Origin of the sequence: Bacillus paramycoides, from assembly GCF_001884235.1 — a bacterium.
In the GTDB taxonomy this organism is placed as follows: Bacteria; Bacillota; Bacilli; order Bacillales; family Bacillaceae_G; genus Bacillus_A; species Bacillus_A paramycoides.
This window is the reverse complement of the sequence record NZ_MAOI01000079.1, coordinates 190441-206134: the sequence shown is the minus strand read 5'-3', so window position 1 is coordinate 206134 and position 15694 is coordinate 190441. Positions and strand designations below refer to the sequence as shown.

General features: G+C 33.2%; 22 protein-coding genes and 3 pseudogenes. 7 read left to right on the top strand and 18 right to left on the bottom strand.

Features of this window, described 5'->3' with window-relative positions:
• Nucleotides 1-30: 30 nt before the first annotated feature.
• The 5 genes and pseudogenes from BAU28_RS17100 to BAU28_RS17080 all read right to left on the bottom strand — a co-directional run bounded on the left by BAU28_RS17100 (nucleotide 31) and on the right by BAU28_RS17080 (nucleotide 3165).
• On the bottom strand, nucleotides 31-702 hold the full coding sequence (locus BAU28_RS17100; RefSeq protein ID WP_048371140.1) for a DUF4052 family protein: 672 nt from the start codon (nucleotides 700-702) through the stop codon (nucleotides 31-33).
• Complete coding sequence (locus tag BAU28_RS17095) at nucleotides 699-1571, bottom strand: ATP-binding cassette domain-containing protein (RefSeq protein WP_071719271.1); 873 nt, start codon at nucleotides 1569-1571, stop codon at nucleotides 699-701. Before BAU28_RS17095 ends, BAU28_RS17100 begins: the two co-directional genes overlap by 4 nt.
• Nucleotides 1568-1948 carry a GntR family transcriptional regulator gene (locus BAU28_RS17090; protein ID WP_025150867.1) on the bottom strand — a complete coding sequence of 127 codons (381 nt, stop codon included), beginning with the start codon at nucleotides 1946-1948 and terminating at the stop codon, nucleotides 1568-1570. The genes BAU28_RS17095 and BAU28_RS17090 overlap by 4 nt, the downstream gene beginning before the upstream one ends.
• A gap of 96 nt (nucleotides 1949-2044) precedes the next feature.
• Nucleotides 2045-2560 (bottom strand): DinB family protein, encoded by a 516-nt coding sequence (locus tag BAU28_RS17085; protein ID WP_071719270.1) that lies wholly within the window; start codon nucleotides 2558-2560, stop codon nucleotides 2045-2047.
• A gap of 15 nt (nucleotides 2561-2575) precedes the next feature.
• Nucleotides 2576-3165, bottom strand: a pseudogene (locus tag BAU28_RS17080) (DUF4825 domain-containing protein).
• Between the two features lie 440 nt (nucleotides 3166-3605).
• Here BAU28_RS17080 and BAU28_RS17075 point away from each other — a divergent pair.
• From BAU28_RS17075 to BAU28_RS17050, 6 genes are read left to right on the top strand one after another with little or no spacing between them, the layout of a single operon-like run.
• On the top strand, nucleotides 3606-3746 hold the full coding sequence (locus BAU28_RS17075; protein ID WP_002172379.1) for a YrzI family small protein: 141 nt from the start codon (nucleotides 3606-3608) through the stop codon (nucleotides 3744-3746).
• Between the two features lie 27 nt (nucleotides 3747-3773).
• Nucleotides 3774-3917, top strand: a complete 144-nt coding sequence (locus BAU28_RS17070) for a YrzI family small protein (protein WP_025150865.1) — start codon at nucleotides 3774-3776, stop codon at nucleotides 3915-3917.
• A 28-nt stretch (nucleotides 3918-3945) separates the two neighbouring features.
• Complete coding sequence (locus BAU28_RS17065) at nucleotides 3946-4089, top strand: YrzI family small protein (RefSeq protein ID WP_002172381.1); 144 nt, start codon at nucleotides 3946-3948, stop codon at nucleotides 4087-4089.
• Nucleotides 4090-4115: 26 nt separating this feature from the next.
• Nucleotides 4116-4259, top strand: a complete 144-nt coding sequence (locus tag BAU28_RS17060; RefSeq protein ID WP_025150864.1) for a YrzI family small protein — start codon at nucleotides 4116-4118, stop codon at nucleotides 4257-4259.
• Nucleotides 4260-4285: 26 nt separating this feature from the next.
• A complete protein-coding gene (locus tag BAU28_RS17055) occupies nucleotides 4286-4426 on the top strand; it encodes a YrzI family small protein (RefSeq protein ID WP_002172383.1) in 141 nt (46 codons plus the stop codon).
• Nucleotides 4427-4453: 27 nt separating this feature from the next.
• Nucleotides 4454-4594 carry a YrzI family small protein gene (locus tag BAU28_RS17050; RefSeq protein WP_002172384.1) on the top strand — a complete coding sequence of 47 codons (141 nt, stop codon included), beginning with the start codon at nucleotides 4454-4456 and terminating at the stop codon, nucleotides 4592-4594.
• Between the two features lie 240 nt (nucleotides 4595-4834).
• Here the strand turns inward: BAU28_RS17050 and BAU28_RS17045 are convergent, their stop codons facing one another.
• On the bottom strand, nucleotides 4835-5920 hold the full coding sequence (locus BAU28_RS17045) for an AI-2E family transporter (RefSeq protein ID WP_002172385.1): 1086 nt from the start codon (nucleotides 5918-5920) through the stop codon (nucleotides 4835-4837).
• 149 nt (nucleotides 5921-6069) lie between these two features.
• Between BAU28_RS17045 and BAU28_RS17040 the strand changes: the two genes are divergently transcribed.
• Nucleotides 6070-6891 carry an HNH endonuclease gene (locus tag BAU28_RS17040; RefSeq protein WP_071719269.1) on the top strand — a complete coding sequence of 274 codons (822 nt, stop codon included), beginning with the start codon at nucleotides 6070-6072 and terminating at the stop codon, nucleotides 6889-6891.
• A 228-nt stretch (nucleotides 6892-7119) separates the two neighbouring features.
• Here the strand turns inward: BAU28_RS17040 and BAU28_RS30965 are convergent, their stop codons facing one another.
• From BAU28_RS30965 to BAU28_RS16990, 12 genes and pseudogenes are all read right to left on the bottom strand, one after another.
• Nucleotides 7120-7212 carry a putative holin-like toxin gene (locus BAU28_RS30965; RefSeq protein ID WP_001289319.1) on the bottom strand — a complete coding sequence of 31 codons (93 nt, stop codon included), beginning with the start codon at nucleotides 7210-7212 and terminating at the stop codon, nucleotides 7120-7122.
• 395 nt (nucleotides 7213-7607) lie between these two features.
• A pseudogene (locus BAU28_RS17035) lies at nucleotides 7608-7715 on the bottom strand (DNA mismatch repair protein MutT); the annotation flags it as partial.
• Nucleotides 7708-8763: a hypothetical protein gene (locus BAU28_RS17030; protein WP_071719268.1), complete on the bottom strand. Its 1056-nt coding sequence runs from the start codon at nucleotides 8761-8763 to the stop codon at nucleotides 7708-7710. The gene BAU28_RS17030 and the pseudogene BAU28_RS17035, both read right to left, overlap by 8 nt.
• Before the next feature lie 12 nt (nucleotides 8764-8775).
• A complete protein-coding gene (locus tag BAU28_RS17025) occupies nucleotides 8776-9249 on the bottom strand; it encodes a tetratricopeptide repeat protein (RefSeq protein WP_071719267.1) in 474 nt (157 codons plus the stop codon).
• A gap of 101 nt (nucleotides 9250-9350) precedes the next feature.
• Entirely contained in the window at nucleotides 9351-10040 is a 690-nt protein-coding gene (locus BAU28_RS17020) for a phosphopantothenoylcysteine decarboxylase domain-containing protein (RefSeq protein ID WP_048371156.1), read from the bottom strand.
• A 12-nt stretch (nucleotides 10041-10052) separates the two neighbouring features.
• Nucleotides 10053-10853, bottom strand: coding sequence for an AAC(3) family N-acetyltransferase (locus tag BAU28_RS17015; RefSeq protein ID WP_131801207.1), 801 nt, complete (start codon nucleotides 10851-10853; stop codon nucleotides 10053-10055).
• 327 nt (nucleotides 10854-11180) lie between these two features.
• Nucleotides 11181-12005, bottom strand: a complete 825-nt coding sequence (locus BAU28_RS17010; RefSeq protein WP_071719265.1) for a VanW family protein — start codon at nucleotides 12003-12005, stop codon at nucleotides 11181-11183.
• A gap of 107 nt (nucleotides 12006-12112) precedes the next feature.
• A complete protein-coding gene (locus BAU28_RS31320; RefSeq protein ID WP_276327752.1) occupies nucleotides 12113-12238 on the bottom strand; it encodes a hypothetical protein in 126 nt (41 codons plus the stop codon).
• Nucleotides 12228-13475, bottom strand: coding sequence for a glutathionylspermidine synthase family protein (locus tag BAU28_RS17005; protein ID WP_071719264.1), 1248 nt, complete (start codon nucleotides 13473-13475; stop codon nucleotides 12228-12230). Before BAU28_RS17005 ends, BAU28_RS31320 begins: the two co-directional genes overlap by 11 nt.
• A gap of 20 nt (nucleotides 13476-13495) precedes the next feature.
• A complete protein-coding gene (locus BAU28_RS17000) occupies nucleotides 13496-14101 on the bottom strand; it encodes a hypothetical protein (protein WP_071719263.1) in 606 nt (201 codons plus the stop codon).
• A 107-nt stretch (nucleotides 14102-14208) separates the two neighbouring features.
• Nucleotides 14209-14626 (bottom strand): annotated as a pseudogene (locus tag BAU28_RS16995) (GNAT family N-acetyltransferase).
• 60 nt (nucleotides 14627-14686) lie between these two features.
• Complete coding sequence (locus BAU28_RS16990; RefSeq protein ID WP_071719262.1) at nucleotides 14687-15625, bottom strand: DMT family transporter; 939 nt, start codon at nucleotides 15623-15625, stop codon at nucleotides 14687-14689.
• Between the last annotated feature and the right edge of the window lie 69 nt (nucleotides 15626-15694).

Here is a 15694-nt window from a genome sequence, read left to right as displayed (position 1 = left end):
TCTCTCCTAAAATATTTATCTAATAATGCTTTAAACCATTTGTTCAAATGACACTTTACGAATGAATATACCACTAGTCATAATATAAACGACAATTAATCCAATTGAAATGACAGTAAAATATGGGATGTTTATTAAAGATAGATTAGTTATAGAAATTAAACTTTGTATTCCTACTTCTCCATAAAGCGCACTATTTGCTGATAAAAAAAATGTTCCACCAATCATAAGGCCAATCCACTTAAATCGTTGTTTAATAACTACTGCTACTTGAAAGAAACATGATATTGTAACATACAATAATAATTGGACAATGAACTGTTGTACTGAGTTTTCTCCTAAACTGGAATTTACAGTACTATACAATGTATTCTGTAAAAGAAACACTTGAAGGAATGAGAATAATGCTGCTTGTAATATAATATAGCAAACTGATCCAATGAAAAACTGTAATCTCGTTACTCCGAACGAAACAGCTAAACGAAATACATCATCCTGTATAATAAAGGTGCTTACTACTATAAAAAATATACTTGCAATCGAAGGGTTATTTAAAATATGTTGTAAAAACCCTTCTTTTATTCCCCTTAAATCTACTGCATTTGTTGTTCCTTTTATTAGAAACGCCACAATCCAAAATATTAAAATCGCTTTATAATGAAAATTGATATGTAACTTTAATTGCTTCATTAACATCGTCATTTCACTTCACCACCCGTTATATGAATAAATAGTTTTTGTAATGTGATTTCATCAACTATTAAGCCTGTATTTTCAATAGAATGATAATCTTCAGTAGAAAGTTCTTCCCATATAACTGCAATCCCTTTATTTCCATAAACTTCTCGATTAACAACTTTTTTATCAATTAAAAACTCATCCACTCTATCTTTTTGACCTGAAATCGTATGGCCTTGTTGTAACAAATTCTCTACTGATGATTGAACTATTAATGCTCCGTCTTTTAATATGATCACATCTTCAATAACATGGACAATTTCTTCTACTAAGTGTGTTGATAAAATAATTGTTCGAGGATGCTCTCCGTAGTCTTCCAAAAGTAAACTATAAAATAATTCCCGATGTGCCGCGTCCAAACCGGTAGTTGGTTCATCAAAAATAGTAATAGGCGCCCTGCTTGCTAGTCCTTGAATAATTCCTACAACTGTTTGCATACCGTGCGATAATTTATGATATTTCTCTTTCGTATTAAGCTGAAATTTCCCCGCAAGTTCTTCAGCATACTTCTGATCCCAATTTTTATAAAACATGTTACATAGTTCAAAAATCTCTTTTACTTTATAACTTAAATGAGCTTCTTCTTTCACCTTTACAAAACAAATATTTTGCATCGCATTACTATTTTCAAAAATATTTTCACCAAATACAGATACACTGCCACCACTTGAAATAATCTGCCCTGCGAGTATGTTTAATAATGTAGTTTTCCCTGCTCCGTTTCTTCCAAGCAAACCATATATTTTATGCTCTTCCAATGAAATTGTTACTTCATTTACAGCTAGTTTCTTTTTATATTTTTTGGACAATTTTTTCGTTTCAAGTGCAATCATTCCTCTTTCGCCTCCTTTGTAATTTTTTGAATCATATCCATTAATTCTTCTTTAGAGATTTCTAATACTTTCGCTTCTTCCCATACTTTAGGTAAATACTCTGTCATAAAAGTATTTTGCCGCTTCTTTAATACGACTTCCTTCGCACCACTTGCAACAAACATTCCAATCCCTCTCTTTTTAAATAAAATGCCCTCATCCACTAATAGATTTACCCCTTTCGCCGCAGTTGCCGGGTTAATTTGTAGCATCTTTGCAAATTGATTTGTAGATGGAACTTGTTCTTCCTCAAGCAATATGTCCTTTAAAATATCAGCTTCGATTGTTTCTGCAATTTGTATATATATTAATTTATTTTGCTCCAGAGTTGGTTTCACAATTTCACCACCTTAGATTCATAGGTTCATTACTTATGTAATTAACCATATCACATCATTTTATTTTTTACCATAATTTTCATAAAATAAAGAGAATCATTCGATAATGAATGACTCTCTTTCAAAAATTTTCGTATTTTCAACCTTCGTTCTCAAATCCTTTTCATTGATGCCATTTTGACAAAAGTTAAACCTCTCTCGCTTTAAAGATTTCGTTCGGTCTACTACTTGCCCTAAATGATAACTTGTGTGCTCGACTAAATGTAATAAGCTATGCAGATCAATTTCGGTTCTTCCTTTACACGCTTTTATATACTTGTTTCCCCATTCACGAAATACTTCTTCTACAATTTCCAGCAGCATTTCAGCACTTAATGACTTCGTTGGAAAGTACTCTTCAATCCCCTTTTCAAAATTTACATTTGGATTCGAGTAACGAATCGTATTTCTTTTTACATGTTCGCAGATGTGTAATACTATACCTCCAATTGAATTAGCCTCTCCTTCTCTTTTCCACAAGTCTTCCGCGTTTAAACACTTTAGTACTTGTGTTAGCTTTGGTAAATAATGATCATACATTCTGAAATAAGAAATTTTATAAACAAGCTCCATCTTTCCCCCACCATCTCACTTAGTTTCCCGTATAGGATGTTCATCAAAAAATTGTTTCCGAAAATCTTTATTATTAACAAGCGCTACTATTTTTTCTAGATTACCGTAAAAGAAGTTCATTATGATTCCCTTATTCCATATTTGATCACCTTTCGGAAAATCATTAAATTCTTTATAAAGTATGGGCAAGAGTTCTTCTCTTTTCAGAGTAAAATTCTTAGTTTCCAGCTGAAACTCATACCCTTTCGCATTTGGTACTAAAATTGCAAGATAGCATTAAAGAGAAAGTTCTTTTTCATCGTATCCTTTTCGTCAAACCAATACGTCTCAATCATATCTTCTGTTAAGTTATCGTTCTTTTTCTCACCGTATTTCACCGTGATTTTCTCATTTTTCAAGCTTAAACTTTGAGCTGTTTCACCACCAGGTAAGTTGTTAACAATCGCAGACACATCGGAATTATTTCCAACGTATGTCCACGTATATTTCTTAAAATCCGCTGGTCCAATATCTGATATTTCTTTTATTCTCCCTCCGTTAGAACAAGCAGTAACAAATAAAAAAATTGTTAGCATAACACCTGCTATTTTATTCATATAGTTCATTAGACACCCCCACTTTCTATATATAATTCGAGTAATACAATATATACATTCAAAACCCTTCAAAATATACGCATTTTAATCAAAATTAAAAATTTTCACTTTTTATGTTTACAATTATCCATTAATTGTATATACTTACTAACGTAAGAAAAATATTCTAAAAGGAGGTCGAATGAAATGATGAAATTACAATTACATGCATTAACTTTAGCGTTAGTTGCGCCTTTGTTTTTCGGACAATTAAATAGAAGTTCGACCACCCTAATGGAGAATTGAAAATCGTACATTATTTCTTTTAATTCATAAATTCGCCACAGGAGGTCGTATGCTTTCCTGTGGCTTTTTCACGCCCAGCCATAGGAGAACGTTATCTTCCTGTGGCTTTTTTGTGCGATTTTTTGGTCTCTTACATTATTTTTTAAAGAAAGGAGCAACATTTGATGACTATTAGCGTATTGTTTTTAAGTATTACGATTCAAAGAAATACTCTTTCAAATGCTGAAATTCTTCATAATGAGCAAATTGAAAAAGCTATGAACGATGTAAAGGAGCGCCAAGTGCTTTATTTTGATCACCTGTAATTCCTTTTCGAAAGGAGGAATTCGTTTATGACTTTTCATATTTTCTTTTTTACGGCGGCACTTCAGAAAAAAACTATATCTGAAGCTGAAATCTTTCGTAAGCAACAATTAAAACAAACTATGGATAAAATAACGGACATTAAAAGTTCGTATTATACACAAATGTATTAAAAATATATTTTAAAGGGGCATTATCTTAATGAAATTTAAAGCATTCTTTTTAACTATCACTATTCAAAAACGTAAACCTTCAAAAGATGAATTTTTACGTGAACAACATATCAAAAACATTATGGACGAAGTGAAAGAGCGTCAATCTTCTTATTACAATCGTCTTTACTAAATAAATTATAAAGGGGTAATATCTTAATGAAATTTAAAGCATTCTTTTTAACTATCACCATTCAAAAACGCAAATTTACTAAAGATGAACTTTTACGTGAACAACATATTAAAAACATTATGGACGAAGTGAAAGAGCGTCAATCTTCTTATTACAATCGTCTTTACTAAATAAATTATAAAGGGGCAAAAATCCAATGAAATTTCGAGTATTTTATTTAACGATTACCATTCAAAAAAATAAGCTATCTGAGTCTGATATGCTTCATGACCGACAAATTAAACAGGCTATGGACAACGTAAAAGAACGACAAAGTCATTACTGTAGTCACCTGTAATTCCTATTCGAAAGGAGGAATTCATGTATGAAGTTTCACCTTTTCTTTTTAACCATTACGATTCAAAAAGAGACGATATCTGAAAATGAAATAAAACAAGAGCAACAGTATAAACAGATTATAGATGAAATTCGTGATCGTAGAAGCAAGTACTACACTCACCTATAATTGTATGAAATTATTTTAGAACGAAAGGAGTCGATTATGATGTTAATTACGCACTGTAAAGAAATGATTTGGATAGTTCAGAGGGATTCCACATAGTTTATTGAGCTCATTTTATGCAAGTTTTCTGCTCGATTTGATATATAAAAAATATATAATAATATTCATTTAATACACTCTTTAAAAACAAATTACAAATAAAGATACACCACTTCAAAAGTGGTGTATCTTTATCAATATATTCTATTTCCGATTACTCCGTTTCGTCTTAAACAATCTCACTAAGTTCGAAACAACTGTTTTAGTTACCGCATAAACAGGCACTGCTAAAATCATCCCGATAATTCCCGCAAAGTTACCTACCCCTAAAATAAGGATAATAATCGTTAATGGATGGATGTTTAATTTTGAGCTCATAATACGCGGTGATATGATGTTACTTTCAAACTGCTGTACAATTGTTACAATGATAATTACGTACAGAGCTTGCATCGGAGAAACAAACAAACCTACAATGACAGCTGGTGCTGCTCCGATAAATGGACCTAAGTTTGGAATAATGTTTGTAAATGCTGCGATAATCCCTAAAACGAAAGCATACGGTAAACCGATAATTAAATAACCGATAAATGTAAAAGCACCGATAAATAAACAAACGAGCGCTTGACCTTGAATATATGCAGATAATGTTTCGTTCGTTTCCTTTATGATACGAAGTCCTTCTTCTCGGTAAGACTCTGGTAATACACTAACAGCTTTCCCTGGAAATGCATGTCCATCTTTAAACATATAAAATAAAATGAATGGTACTGTAAATATGACTAATGCAACGTTCGTGATAATACCAAATAAAGCCGTTGCACTCGACGTAATAGTATTTGGTATTTCCTTTAAGTATTCAATCGCATTTTTTTCAATCGCTTCAATGGAAACGTAGTTTTGAGTAGATAACCATTCAAATAGCCTGTGATGGGATAAATCTTGTATGTATACCTTTCCCTCTTTTATGTATGTCGGCATATTTTTTACTAAATCCATTAACTGTTGTGAGATGGTTGGAACGACTACTCCAATAGCAACTCCAGTTAATGTAATGATAAAAAGGTACAGCAGTAAAATCGCTAAACTTCTAGGTACTTTTTTATTCTCCAAGAAAACTAACACAGGGTTAAATATGAAGTATAAAAATAGCGCGATTAAAATTGGGAAAAATAATGTTGATATGAAGATACCAATCGGTTGAAATAGAAACGATATTTTCGTGCAAATAAATATGATTCCTACAACCATCAGCACTTCTAATGTCCAAAAGTGCACTTTCGATTTCAAAAAAACGTCCTCCTTTAAACTAGCACTTCTCTCCATTGTACCAAAATAAACATGAATTTTACATAATATTTTCCTTTACAATATTCCAAAATATCATTAAATACACTACAATGAGATTACAAACAAATTTGCAGGTAAAGGTGATAAAAATGACACAATGCATCATTTGCAGAAAAGATACGAAAGAACTAAGTGAACAATATGTCATCCCAGAGATATTATGTGGATATTATTTCACAAACTCAATTTGTGATTCCTGTCATGAACATATGACAACAAATGTTGATCGTCCTTTAATTAGGCATAAATTAAGTCAATATAAGATTGAGCAAATGAAAAAGCAAATCGACTCCCCTCTCTATACGAATGAACATGGTGAGGAGCTGGCAGCTGCTGAGACGGATGTTGTCGAAGTAAGTGATGAAATACTTTATTCCAATGCATTAATTATGAAACTATGTAAAAAGCACGATATTTCTCTGCATAATGAAATTTGGAAAGAAGAGCGTGTAACAAAAGTAGCAAGTTCTATTCAACGTGAATTACTTTTAGATAATCGTAAGTATAAAATGAGTGTATTAAAAATGGCGTATACTTTCGCTGTACAAACAATTGACGGCTACTTTGAAGATCCAGATGCGATTAATATTTCTACCATTCTATCGAATGCCGATTTCATGGAGTTAAAGGAAAAGAGTATTGTCCGTGACTTAAGCAAAAGCTCTTTATGGAATACATTAAATACAAAGAGTGATAACCATTACTTTATTTTACTTAGCGATAAAGATGGCCTATTCTGCTTCATTCGTCTATTTGATATTTTTGATATTGTCGTTCATTTATCAGAAAAGAGATATGATCTTCCATCACCAATTGTCGGAGTGAATAATGTTGACAAACAAGAGTTTTATGTAGAAAGTTTAAAACAGTATATGGATGGGCTATTTAAAGAAACTACACCTTCTATTTAATCCATATAAGAACATACGGTCTCCTTTCTTGTTGAAAAGACACTGTGTTATAATAAGTATGAAAAGAACAATACAATCACATAAAACAATTAAAAACTGTATATAAATAAAAAAGACTAGTGTGCGGCTACACACTAGTCCACGTAACTAAGCAGATTGGATTGTTCATTTATCCTATTTGTTTCGTACAAACACAACAACCCACATTCTATAGGCATAGGTGGGTTGTTATTTTTTGAGCTTGTCAATTAAAACGACAATAAACGTTAACAATGCAACGAGAAACAGTCCACCCTGCAGTAGCAACGCAATTTCACTCACGTATTATCACCCCCCTCCTACTCGGAGAAGTGATAATTGAACAACCAACCGTACCATAAGTTACCTCTTAATTTTACCATATTTTTTAATTATTTACGATGAAAACCCGCAAGCTAGTAAGCTGCGAGTTTTTTATTTCTCATTATTTTTTATGTGGAAAAATCTCTTTCTGTTTAAATATAGTCTCCGTTTCTAAAATCATTCGAGGTAAGAAGACATGAATTGTACCTGTTAATACGTCTGTTTTTAATTATATCCTTTACTCCCCTTATTAAGAAAGTATACAGTTATTCACTCTACTGTTTGTTGTCGATATAATTTCCTTTACTATTCCGCATCATAAAAACTCCTTCTATAATGGAAGGAGTTAATGAGCCACTACTATTTTATTAACCACGATTCATATATGGCCCTTTATTTTTATCGATTACTAATATGTTATTATTTTCAATACAAATGCCAAATACACCAAATGCACGATGATATTTTGGGGATTTACTCATGTTTTAACTTTTCCATAACCGCATCATAAAATTTCCGCTCATCATCAACATTTAAATGGACACGACTTACCGTTTTAGAAAATCCGTATAACAACTGTGCTTTCATCGGCTCTTTTAACATTATTTCAAAAGTTGCAGGTTCTTTTATAAATTCCATAACAGTTGCGTCAAGAAGCTCTTTCTCTACTTCTTTCGTTAATGGTTCTCCTTTATAAAACGCAATGTTATCAATTTGTGTAAATGGTATAACGATTTTCTTTCCTAATCCAATTTGAATGATCACTTTTTCTTCCGCAACGATAATTGGATTTTTACGCATTGCTTGTATTTCAGCTAAAAAATAGAACAGCGTATATATGTTCAAAATGAGTAAAATCCAAGCTACGACTGGATTCCATTGATGCAGTAAGTAATGAAAACCGATACTTTCAATTACTGTTGCATGAATAATCATGATATACACACCGATTGCACCAGTCTTTTTATGATAAGAGTATGCGAATTCACCTTCTGGTACTTTTTCACGCCATGACAAAAAGGCATAATAAAGTAATTTACACTCTGAAAGAATGACATTCACCGCTGTACTTCTTTTCATAATAGTATCAAATGCTTTATCAATCGCATATGAAAATGATGCATACTCTTTTTTATAGTCTTTATATAGTCTTATTATTTTAGGAAGAACTTTTATAATTTTATATAGAAGGAATAATTCAAAAGCTACAAAAGCTACTTCTCCTGCGACTATTATATAAGATACATAGGAAAAAGCTTGTAAATAATCGCTTGGAATAATAAATCTCGCAAATATATATCCAGCAATAACTACAGGAAACACATACTTTAACGAATATCTTTTTCGTATAATAAAGAAATATGTGATGACTGGAATTACGAACATAAAATCTAATAATGAACCGAGCACTACTTCTTTTGGAGCAGCTGGTACAATGGGAAGGGCATACAATAAATAGTTTGACAACACAATTAAGGATGTGAGCCCGATCCAAATACCTTTTCTCCTTCGCGAAATGGATAAATTCATACGTTCACTCCTCTATTTAAAAACCTTATTTAAATGGTCTTTATAAAATGAAATGGCACGTTCAAATTCTTTTACCTCATCTACTTTCACAACAGTTTCTAACAGTAATTTCATCGCTTCTTCATGATCTTTGACATTGTATTTTGCAATTGATAAAAATACTTTCATCACGTCATTGTCTGGAAATTTATTCAGCCCTGCTTCTAATACGGCAATTGCTTTATCGTATTCTCCTATACAACGATACGTACTGCCAAGACCTATATAAGCACCACAAAGTGATTCACCTTCAAGGCCATTCGCAATCGCTTGTTCATAATACGGAACAGCTTCCGTTTCAAGCCCCATTACATCATGTATCCAAGCACATTGGTAAAGTACTTCTGCATCTCTCGTAAAGTTTGTTAACCCTATTAGTATCTCTCTAGACTGCGCATATTTCTTTTCATTTTTTAATTTAATAGCTTGCTTTAATAATTGTTCCATAGGATCCACTCCTCACAATTGTTCATTATGTATATCCAATGGCATTATCAATCACATTTATTACATAGTATGCGGCTTCATCTCTTTCTAAAATCGTAAATTTACAAAGCTGTAATGCGATTGCATAAGTGTTCTAATCTACTTACAATTTCTTTGGCTGTTTCGTCTTTTCCATTACATAGCTTTACATCACCATTTTCTCCAATAACATGATGCACAGCTCCGCGAGAATATAAAGAATGCGGTGAGTTTGCTACCATTACACTTGCTTTTGCATCGTTCATTCTTTTATTCGCCCTTTCGATTAGTTCCTCTTCATTTACATCACTTTCAAGTTTAAAGCCAACAAGTATCGTTTCTGGATCCCAGTTCTTTATTTGTTTTAATACTTTTGGTGCTTTTTGAAAATGAATAATTGGTGCGATATCACTTGAAATCTTTCCGTTCATATTAAGAACAGTTCCATCTTGATCACAGATTTTTTCAACAATCCAATCTGAGCCCGCAGCAGCCATAATAACTGCATCAATTTTTTCATGTGTAATAATACTTTTCATCTTATCTTGTAAATCAATAATCCCCTCAAATGGATGCAATTCTAATTGGTTATTTACATCGCCTGGCTTCTCAGCAAAATAGCCATGTAAATATATAACATGTGCTCCTTTTGCCATTAGCTCTTCCGCAAGAATTCTTCCAATCGTACCTTTTGCTAAATTAGTATGTCCTCGTACTTGATCCCATTTTTCTAGGCAACCACCGCTCGTAATTAATACCTTTTTCCCCTTCATCATAACCATCCCTTACTGATTTTTCGCACGAAACCACTCTGTTCCAAAGTCAACTACATCACGTTGCTTCATAAAGCGGCACGTTGCATTCCCTATCTTCCCAAGCGTTACAGATCCTTTACGTTCGAACTCCACTCCGATCTCTACAAACGTATCAGAATCATAATCCATTTCATCAAACTCTTTCCATACTCTTACACCGTTCTCTATAATAGGAGCTCCTACTTTTATTAATTCACGCGCTCCTGTACGTACTTCAGATAAATGAACGGATGTATTGGAGTCATACCCGACACCAAGTAATAATATGTATCCATCTAAATCGTATATTTTTCTTAATGGCGATTCTTCTCCAAAACTTATGGAAAGTGAATGATTCGCTGTAATTTCCTCCGCATGTTTCCCCCATGCTGCAAAACTACTGAGCGGATGGTTGCTCCGCAATACATTCGGATATGTACGAAAACATTCAACTACTTTTCCCATTGCCCTTGTTGGTGTTATACGTGGGTCAAATGCTGGGACGTTATCACGGATAATTTGCCACCAGTCTTCTGGTACAGGTGGTCTTGCCCAATGTTTCGGATCAGATAAATCCGAAGATTGCGTCGGCATAATGATTGTTCCCTCTTCCGTAACAACTTTCATTAATGCCTCTACTACCGCAACTGCTCCGCCAGATACCCAGCCAATGGAACTTAACGAAGAATGTACAATAACTGTCATTCCTTTTTCTATCCCTAGTTCTTTCAAATCATTTGTAATTGTTTCGATTGTATTTGGAAATTGTGTACTCGTCACTATTTCATTCATTTTCACGATTGTTCCCCCATTTTGATTTAAACTAATACATAAATATATTATCATATTTTTCTTAATTTTTAACTTAATTATCCACTCTATTGTAGAATTAACGAAGTACAATAACAAAACCACTTGTTTCATTCCTAAATCAAAATACAATAAACGAAGCCCTAGAATAGCTGACTTTACAGTTCTATCCTAGGGCTCTTTCTATTTCGATGTGCGAAATACTACATATTGCTTACATGTGACCTCATATATTTTCCTTGGAAGAGTTTAATTTGAAATGTTTTACATTGCTATTTCAAATATCTTTAAACGAGTGAAAATTTCGATTTATGAAGAACCTGCTATTTTCTCATCATCTACTTCATATTGTACTAGGCAATCATTTTCTATGATTAGTTCTTTACCAACTATGTTACCTGTGACACGATCAACAATTTTTTTATAAATTTTATTTTCCCTGTATACTTGACCATCTGCCTTTTTTACAAAACGATGATCCTCTTCAATAATAGAATACGAATATGGGGGATACTGTGATGCCCTAATTTCTCCGTAAATGTATTCCTCGTCAATATGTAGATTAATTTGATAGGAAATATTTGAATTGTTCTTTAATTTTAAATCAATAATCCCATTCATCAAAGTAGCGCCTGTTCCAAATGGAATCACCCGTCCATAGTCAGGGAATGGATCAAAACTATGACGATACCTTTCTATTGTTTCCAACTCTGAATGAAGAAACATCCAGTAGAGAAGATTCCCTAACTGACAAAGACCACCGCCTATTCCCTTTATCGCTTCACCATTCATTAAAATAATTCCTTCTTTATATCCAGCCTTTTCATCAGAATTACCAACAAGATGCCAAAATGAAAATGTTTCTCCCGGTTTAATTACAACCTTGTTTATTTTGCTTATAGCTAATCTTAGATTAGTAATTTTGTTGTATTGCAGCTGTATGTCCGTATCACCTAATTTTCTAATAAGTAAAGATTTATGTTTATAAATTCTGTAAGGTAATGGGTTTTGTTCAAATGTTTTTGGAAATTTATACCCTTCAAGACGGTCATGTATTTTTTTAAACAACCTGCGTTGTCTAATTCTGAAGGGAATTAAAATCGGGAACCTTTGTGTTAATAGTTTTCTTGCCATTGAAAGTCGAGCCCCTTAATATATTATTCATCGATATATTGCATTTAAATTTACATTTCTTTCAACATCATGAAACGTTAGCTACTACAAAATATAGTCTAAGATTATTATTCTGGCGGGAGTGTATATATAACCTTTCCTTCAGCATCTAAAAACTTCATACGTGGAATATCATTCTCATCAACTATCATACGAATACGCTCTTTACCTTTGCTATGTATATTACCCTTCAATCGTAACCCCAGTGAACATTGATAAATTCCCTGTTATTCTTTCACCTACTCGTAAAAACAGTCCCGCTGCTCTTCCGCTAATACAATGAGAACCGATAAGTAGTTTACCAGTATACGGTCCATCCCACGTATCAATTGTATAGTCAGGCATGTCTACGTATTGCTGATATATTTTTCGTTGTTCAAAATAATACTCTGTTTGATCTTCAGCTAATAGTTCATCATTTTCATAAATAGAAACTCCGCCGCCTTCGCGTCCAAATAATGGTTTTGAAACATATGATTCTTTTCTTTCTAAGAATCGTTTATTTGTAAAATACGTTGGAAGGAAGTATTTCTTAATGATCTCTCGCTCTTCTTTTTCAAAGAAAACTTCATCTTCGTAAAGTTGCCAAATTAATGCGAGTACACCTTTATTTTGCACTACAAAGGCGGCAGGTGGATTTATAATTTGCACTCTTTCTTGTGCGATATGATCTAAAAATTGTAGACCAATTCTTTTTCCCTTCTTATCAACGTCCGACACTAAATATTCAATTGGATATAGTCGGTATAAATATTTAATTCGGTCTCCGCTCGGTGTATATAATCCATCATCTGCAACAACAATATCTTGTATTCCTACATAATCCGTTTGTTGTTGTAAGCAATAACTTCTTAAAAACTGAACTGTTTGATGATCTTCATCATGCCAATCGTAGCTTGTAAAATAAATCGTTTCGTCAGGACTTATTTTGTAATCATGTTTAATTTGTTCCCAAGCTTGCACAATATGCTCTTCAATATGATTCGGATGATTTACATCATGATATCGACACAATACTTCATTCGCGACAGATGGTTCTAAATAACCGGTCGGAGTATCGCAATTTACTTCAATTAATTTAATATCATCATGATTTACGATGAAATCAAGCCTTGTAAAATATGAAAATAAACCAGTATGTTTCATTCTTGCAATTTCCCACGTCTCTGGTGGAAAACTAAGTTTTTGAAATTGCGCTGGTGTATTTGTAATGTATTGATATGTTTTATATAACACATACATAATTTCTTCTGTCGCTTTAGAAATTGCAGTATATGTACGTACTGGCATACGATACATACCAGTTGCCATATATTGATTCCATTCTTCACTCTCTAACAAACTCGGCCATGTAAATCCATTTCTACCAGCCTCTTCTGCAAGAGAAAACCAGATTTTCATATACTCTTCCTGTTCTTTTTCTGTATACATTTCTCCATTATCCTTTCAAATTAGGATCCAGCTGGTGCTTTTGCGTTTCCAATTCCACTTGAACCAGAATTCACTTTCGGCGTTTGTGTAGTAGAAGATTTTGACGTATTTGAATCTGGCGTCACTTTAGTCGAATTGTTCGGCTGTTGCTTATTTAAATCCACTTTCTTTGAAGAATCATTATTACTACTAGTGCCTCCATAATATCCACCACCACTGCCACCAGTTCTGCGCTCATCCTTTTCACTGTATGGGATAAAATTATTAGTATATGGTTTCTTCATAAGATTTGGTTTCGCCGTATTATACATATTCGACGTCTTACTTGCTAATAAATACCCAGCCACGAACGGAAGTATTGGCAAGTGTGAACCCTCATTATTAAATGTAGCAGGTGAATGATTCTCTCTACATAATTCTTCTTTTTCTATATTTTCTGTTGTTGGTGCTTTATCATCACAATTTAATGTTTCTTGTTCGCTTTCTTGCTTCGTACCATCTACTTTTACAGCACTACTTTCTTTTTGTGTGCTCTCTTCATCATTATCAGCACATCCTGTTAATAGAAAAGATGACACTCCTATTGAAGCTGCAATTTTCACAAATTTGCTTTTATCCATTCTCATGTGTTTTACACCTAATTTCTATTTATCTATATTTTTCCAGTTATCTTTATTATATACTGTATATATCGTTTTTTTCAAACTAAACTAAATATGTAAAATTACATATTTCACATACTTCTAAACTGTTCATTCTTGCAATGGCAATGAAATCTTTCCACCCCTGGATGTTTTTCTCCCAAACTTTTAATCTTAAATCTACACTTTTTATAGAATTCAACTGCCTCTTCGTCTGTCTCTGCCTCTATATATGTTAACTCATACTTCCTAATTATTTCTCTTATCATTTGAAGTGCAATTCCTTGATGACGATATTTTTCATCAACAGCTATGTGGCATATTCTCGCTCTATTTGTATCAATTAACGCTATTCCAATGCAAGCCTTATTCCCATATTTATATAGGCACTACATGATTATTTTCATACAATGACACTGCTTTAATTAAATTTATTTCACTTGGACCGGTCGCATGCTTTAATACTTCCTCAATTGGATCTTTTTCTATATGCTCAACACGTTGTATCATCATATCGTCATCCCTTTCCATGAAAAAAGACTAGCTCTTTATAGGAAAGAGCTAATCTATTTACGCAGTTATTTTTTCTTCTTTTTTCACAACTACAGCTACATAACTATGCAATATCATTCCAACAATAACGAGACTCATTCCAATCCAAGATAAAGAAGATGGAATTGGAGCAGATAACCAGAGAAGCTCTCCTACTAACGCAAATAAAACTTCACCGGACTGTGTCGCTTCAACTGTTGCTAATTTTTGCGGATCATCTTTTACAAGATCAGTCGCAAAGAAGAACAATACTGTCGCAATTAAACCTGAACTAATTGCTACGATAAAACATTGGATAACTTGGCTACTTGACGGTAATCCATTTGCAGATACCTCGTAACCAGATAGTATAAACCAAAATGGTAAACTTGCTAAAGTCATACCGAGAACCCGCTGAAATACATCTAATTCCCCTTTACATACTTGCATCATTTTTCGATTTCCAAGCGGATACGCAAATGCTGCAATGAGTACAGGAACTACACATAAAACGGTTTCACGGATTCCTAAAGAAGAAGCGTGTTCTACTTGCATGAGAACAACACCGAATAAAATAATACCGGACATTACTAATTCCTTTATCGGAAGTTTTTTATGCAATGGATCTACCGCGAAAAATGGTGTTAACAATATACCTGCAACTATCGTAATTTGCCAAGTTGAAGCAACGAGCCAACCGGGTCCAAACGCTCCAGCGAAACTAAGCGGTGCATAAAAGAGACCAAATCCAACAATACTCCATAATAGCCATTCTTTCGGATTATTTTTCATATATTGAAAGAGTTGTTTTAAGTTCCCTCTATACATGACAATAAGTAATAACATTGGGACCATAAAGTAATACCGTAACGATGCACTCCAAATCCAGCTTCCACCTTCTAAGTCCATCGCCCGATTTAAAACGAAGGTAAAGGCAAAGAAAAACGATGCCAATATCCCTATTGCAATAGCTTTCATCGTAAAACCCCTTATTATAGTATTTATTTAATAGATAATCCTCGAGCCATTCTGACAAGAAATTCTTAA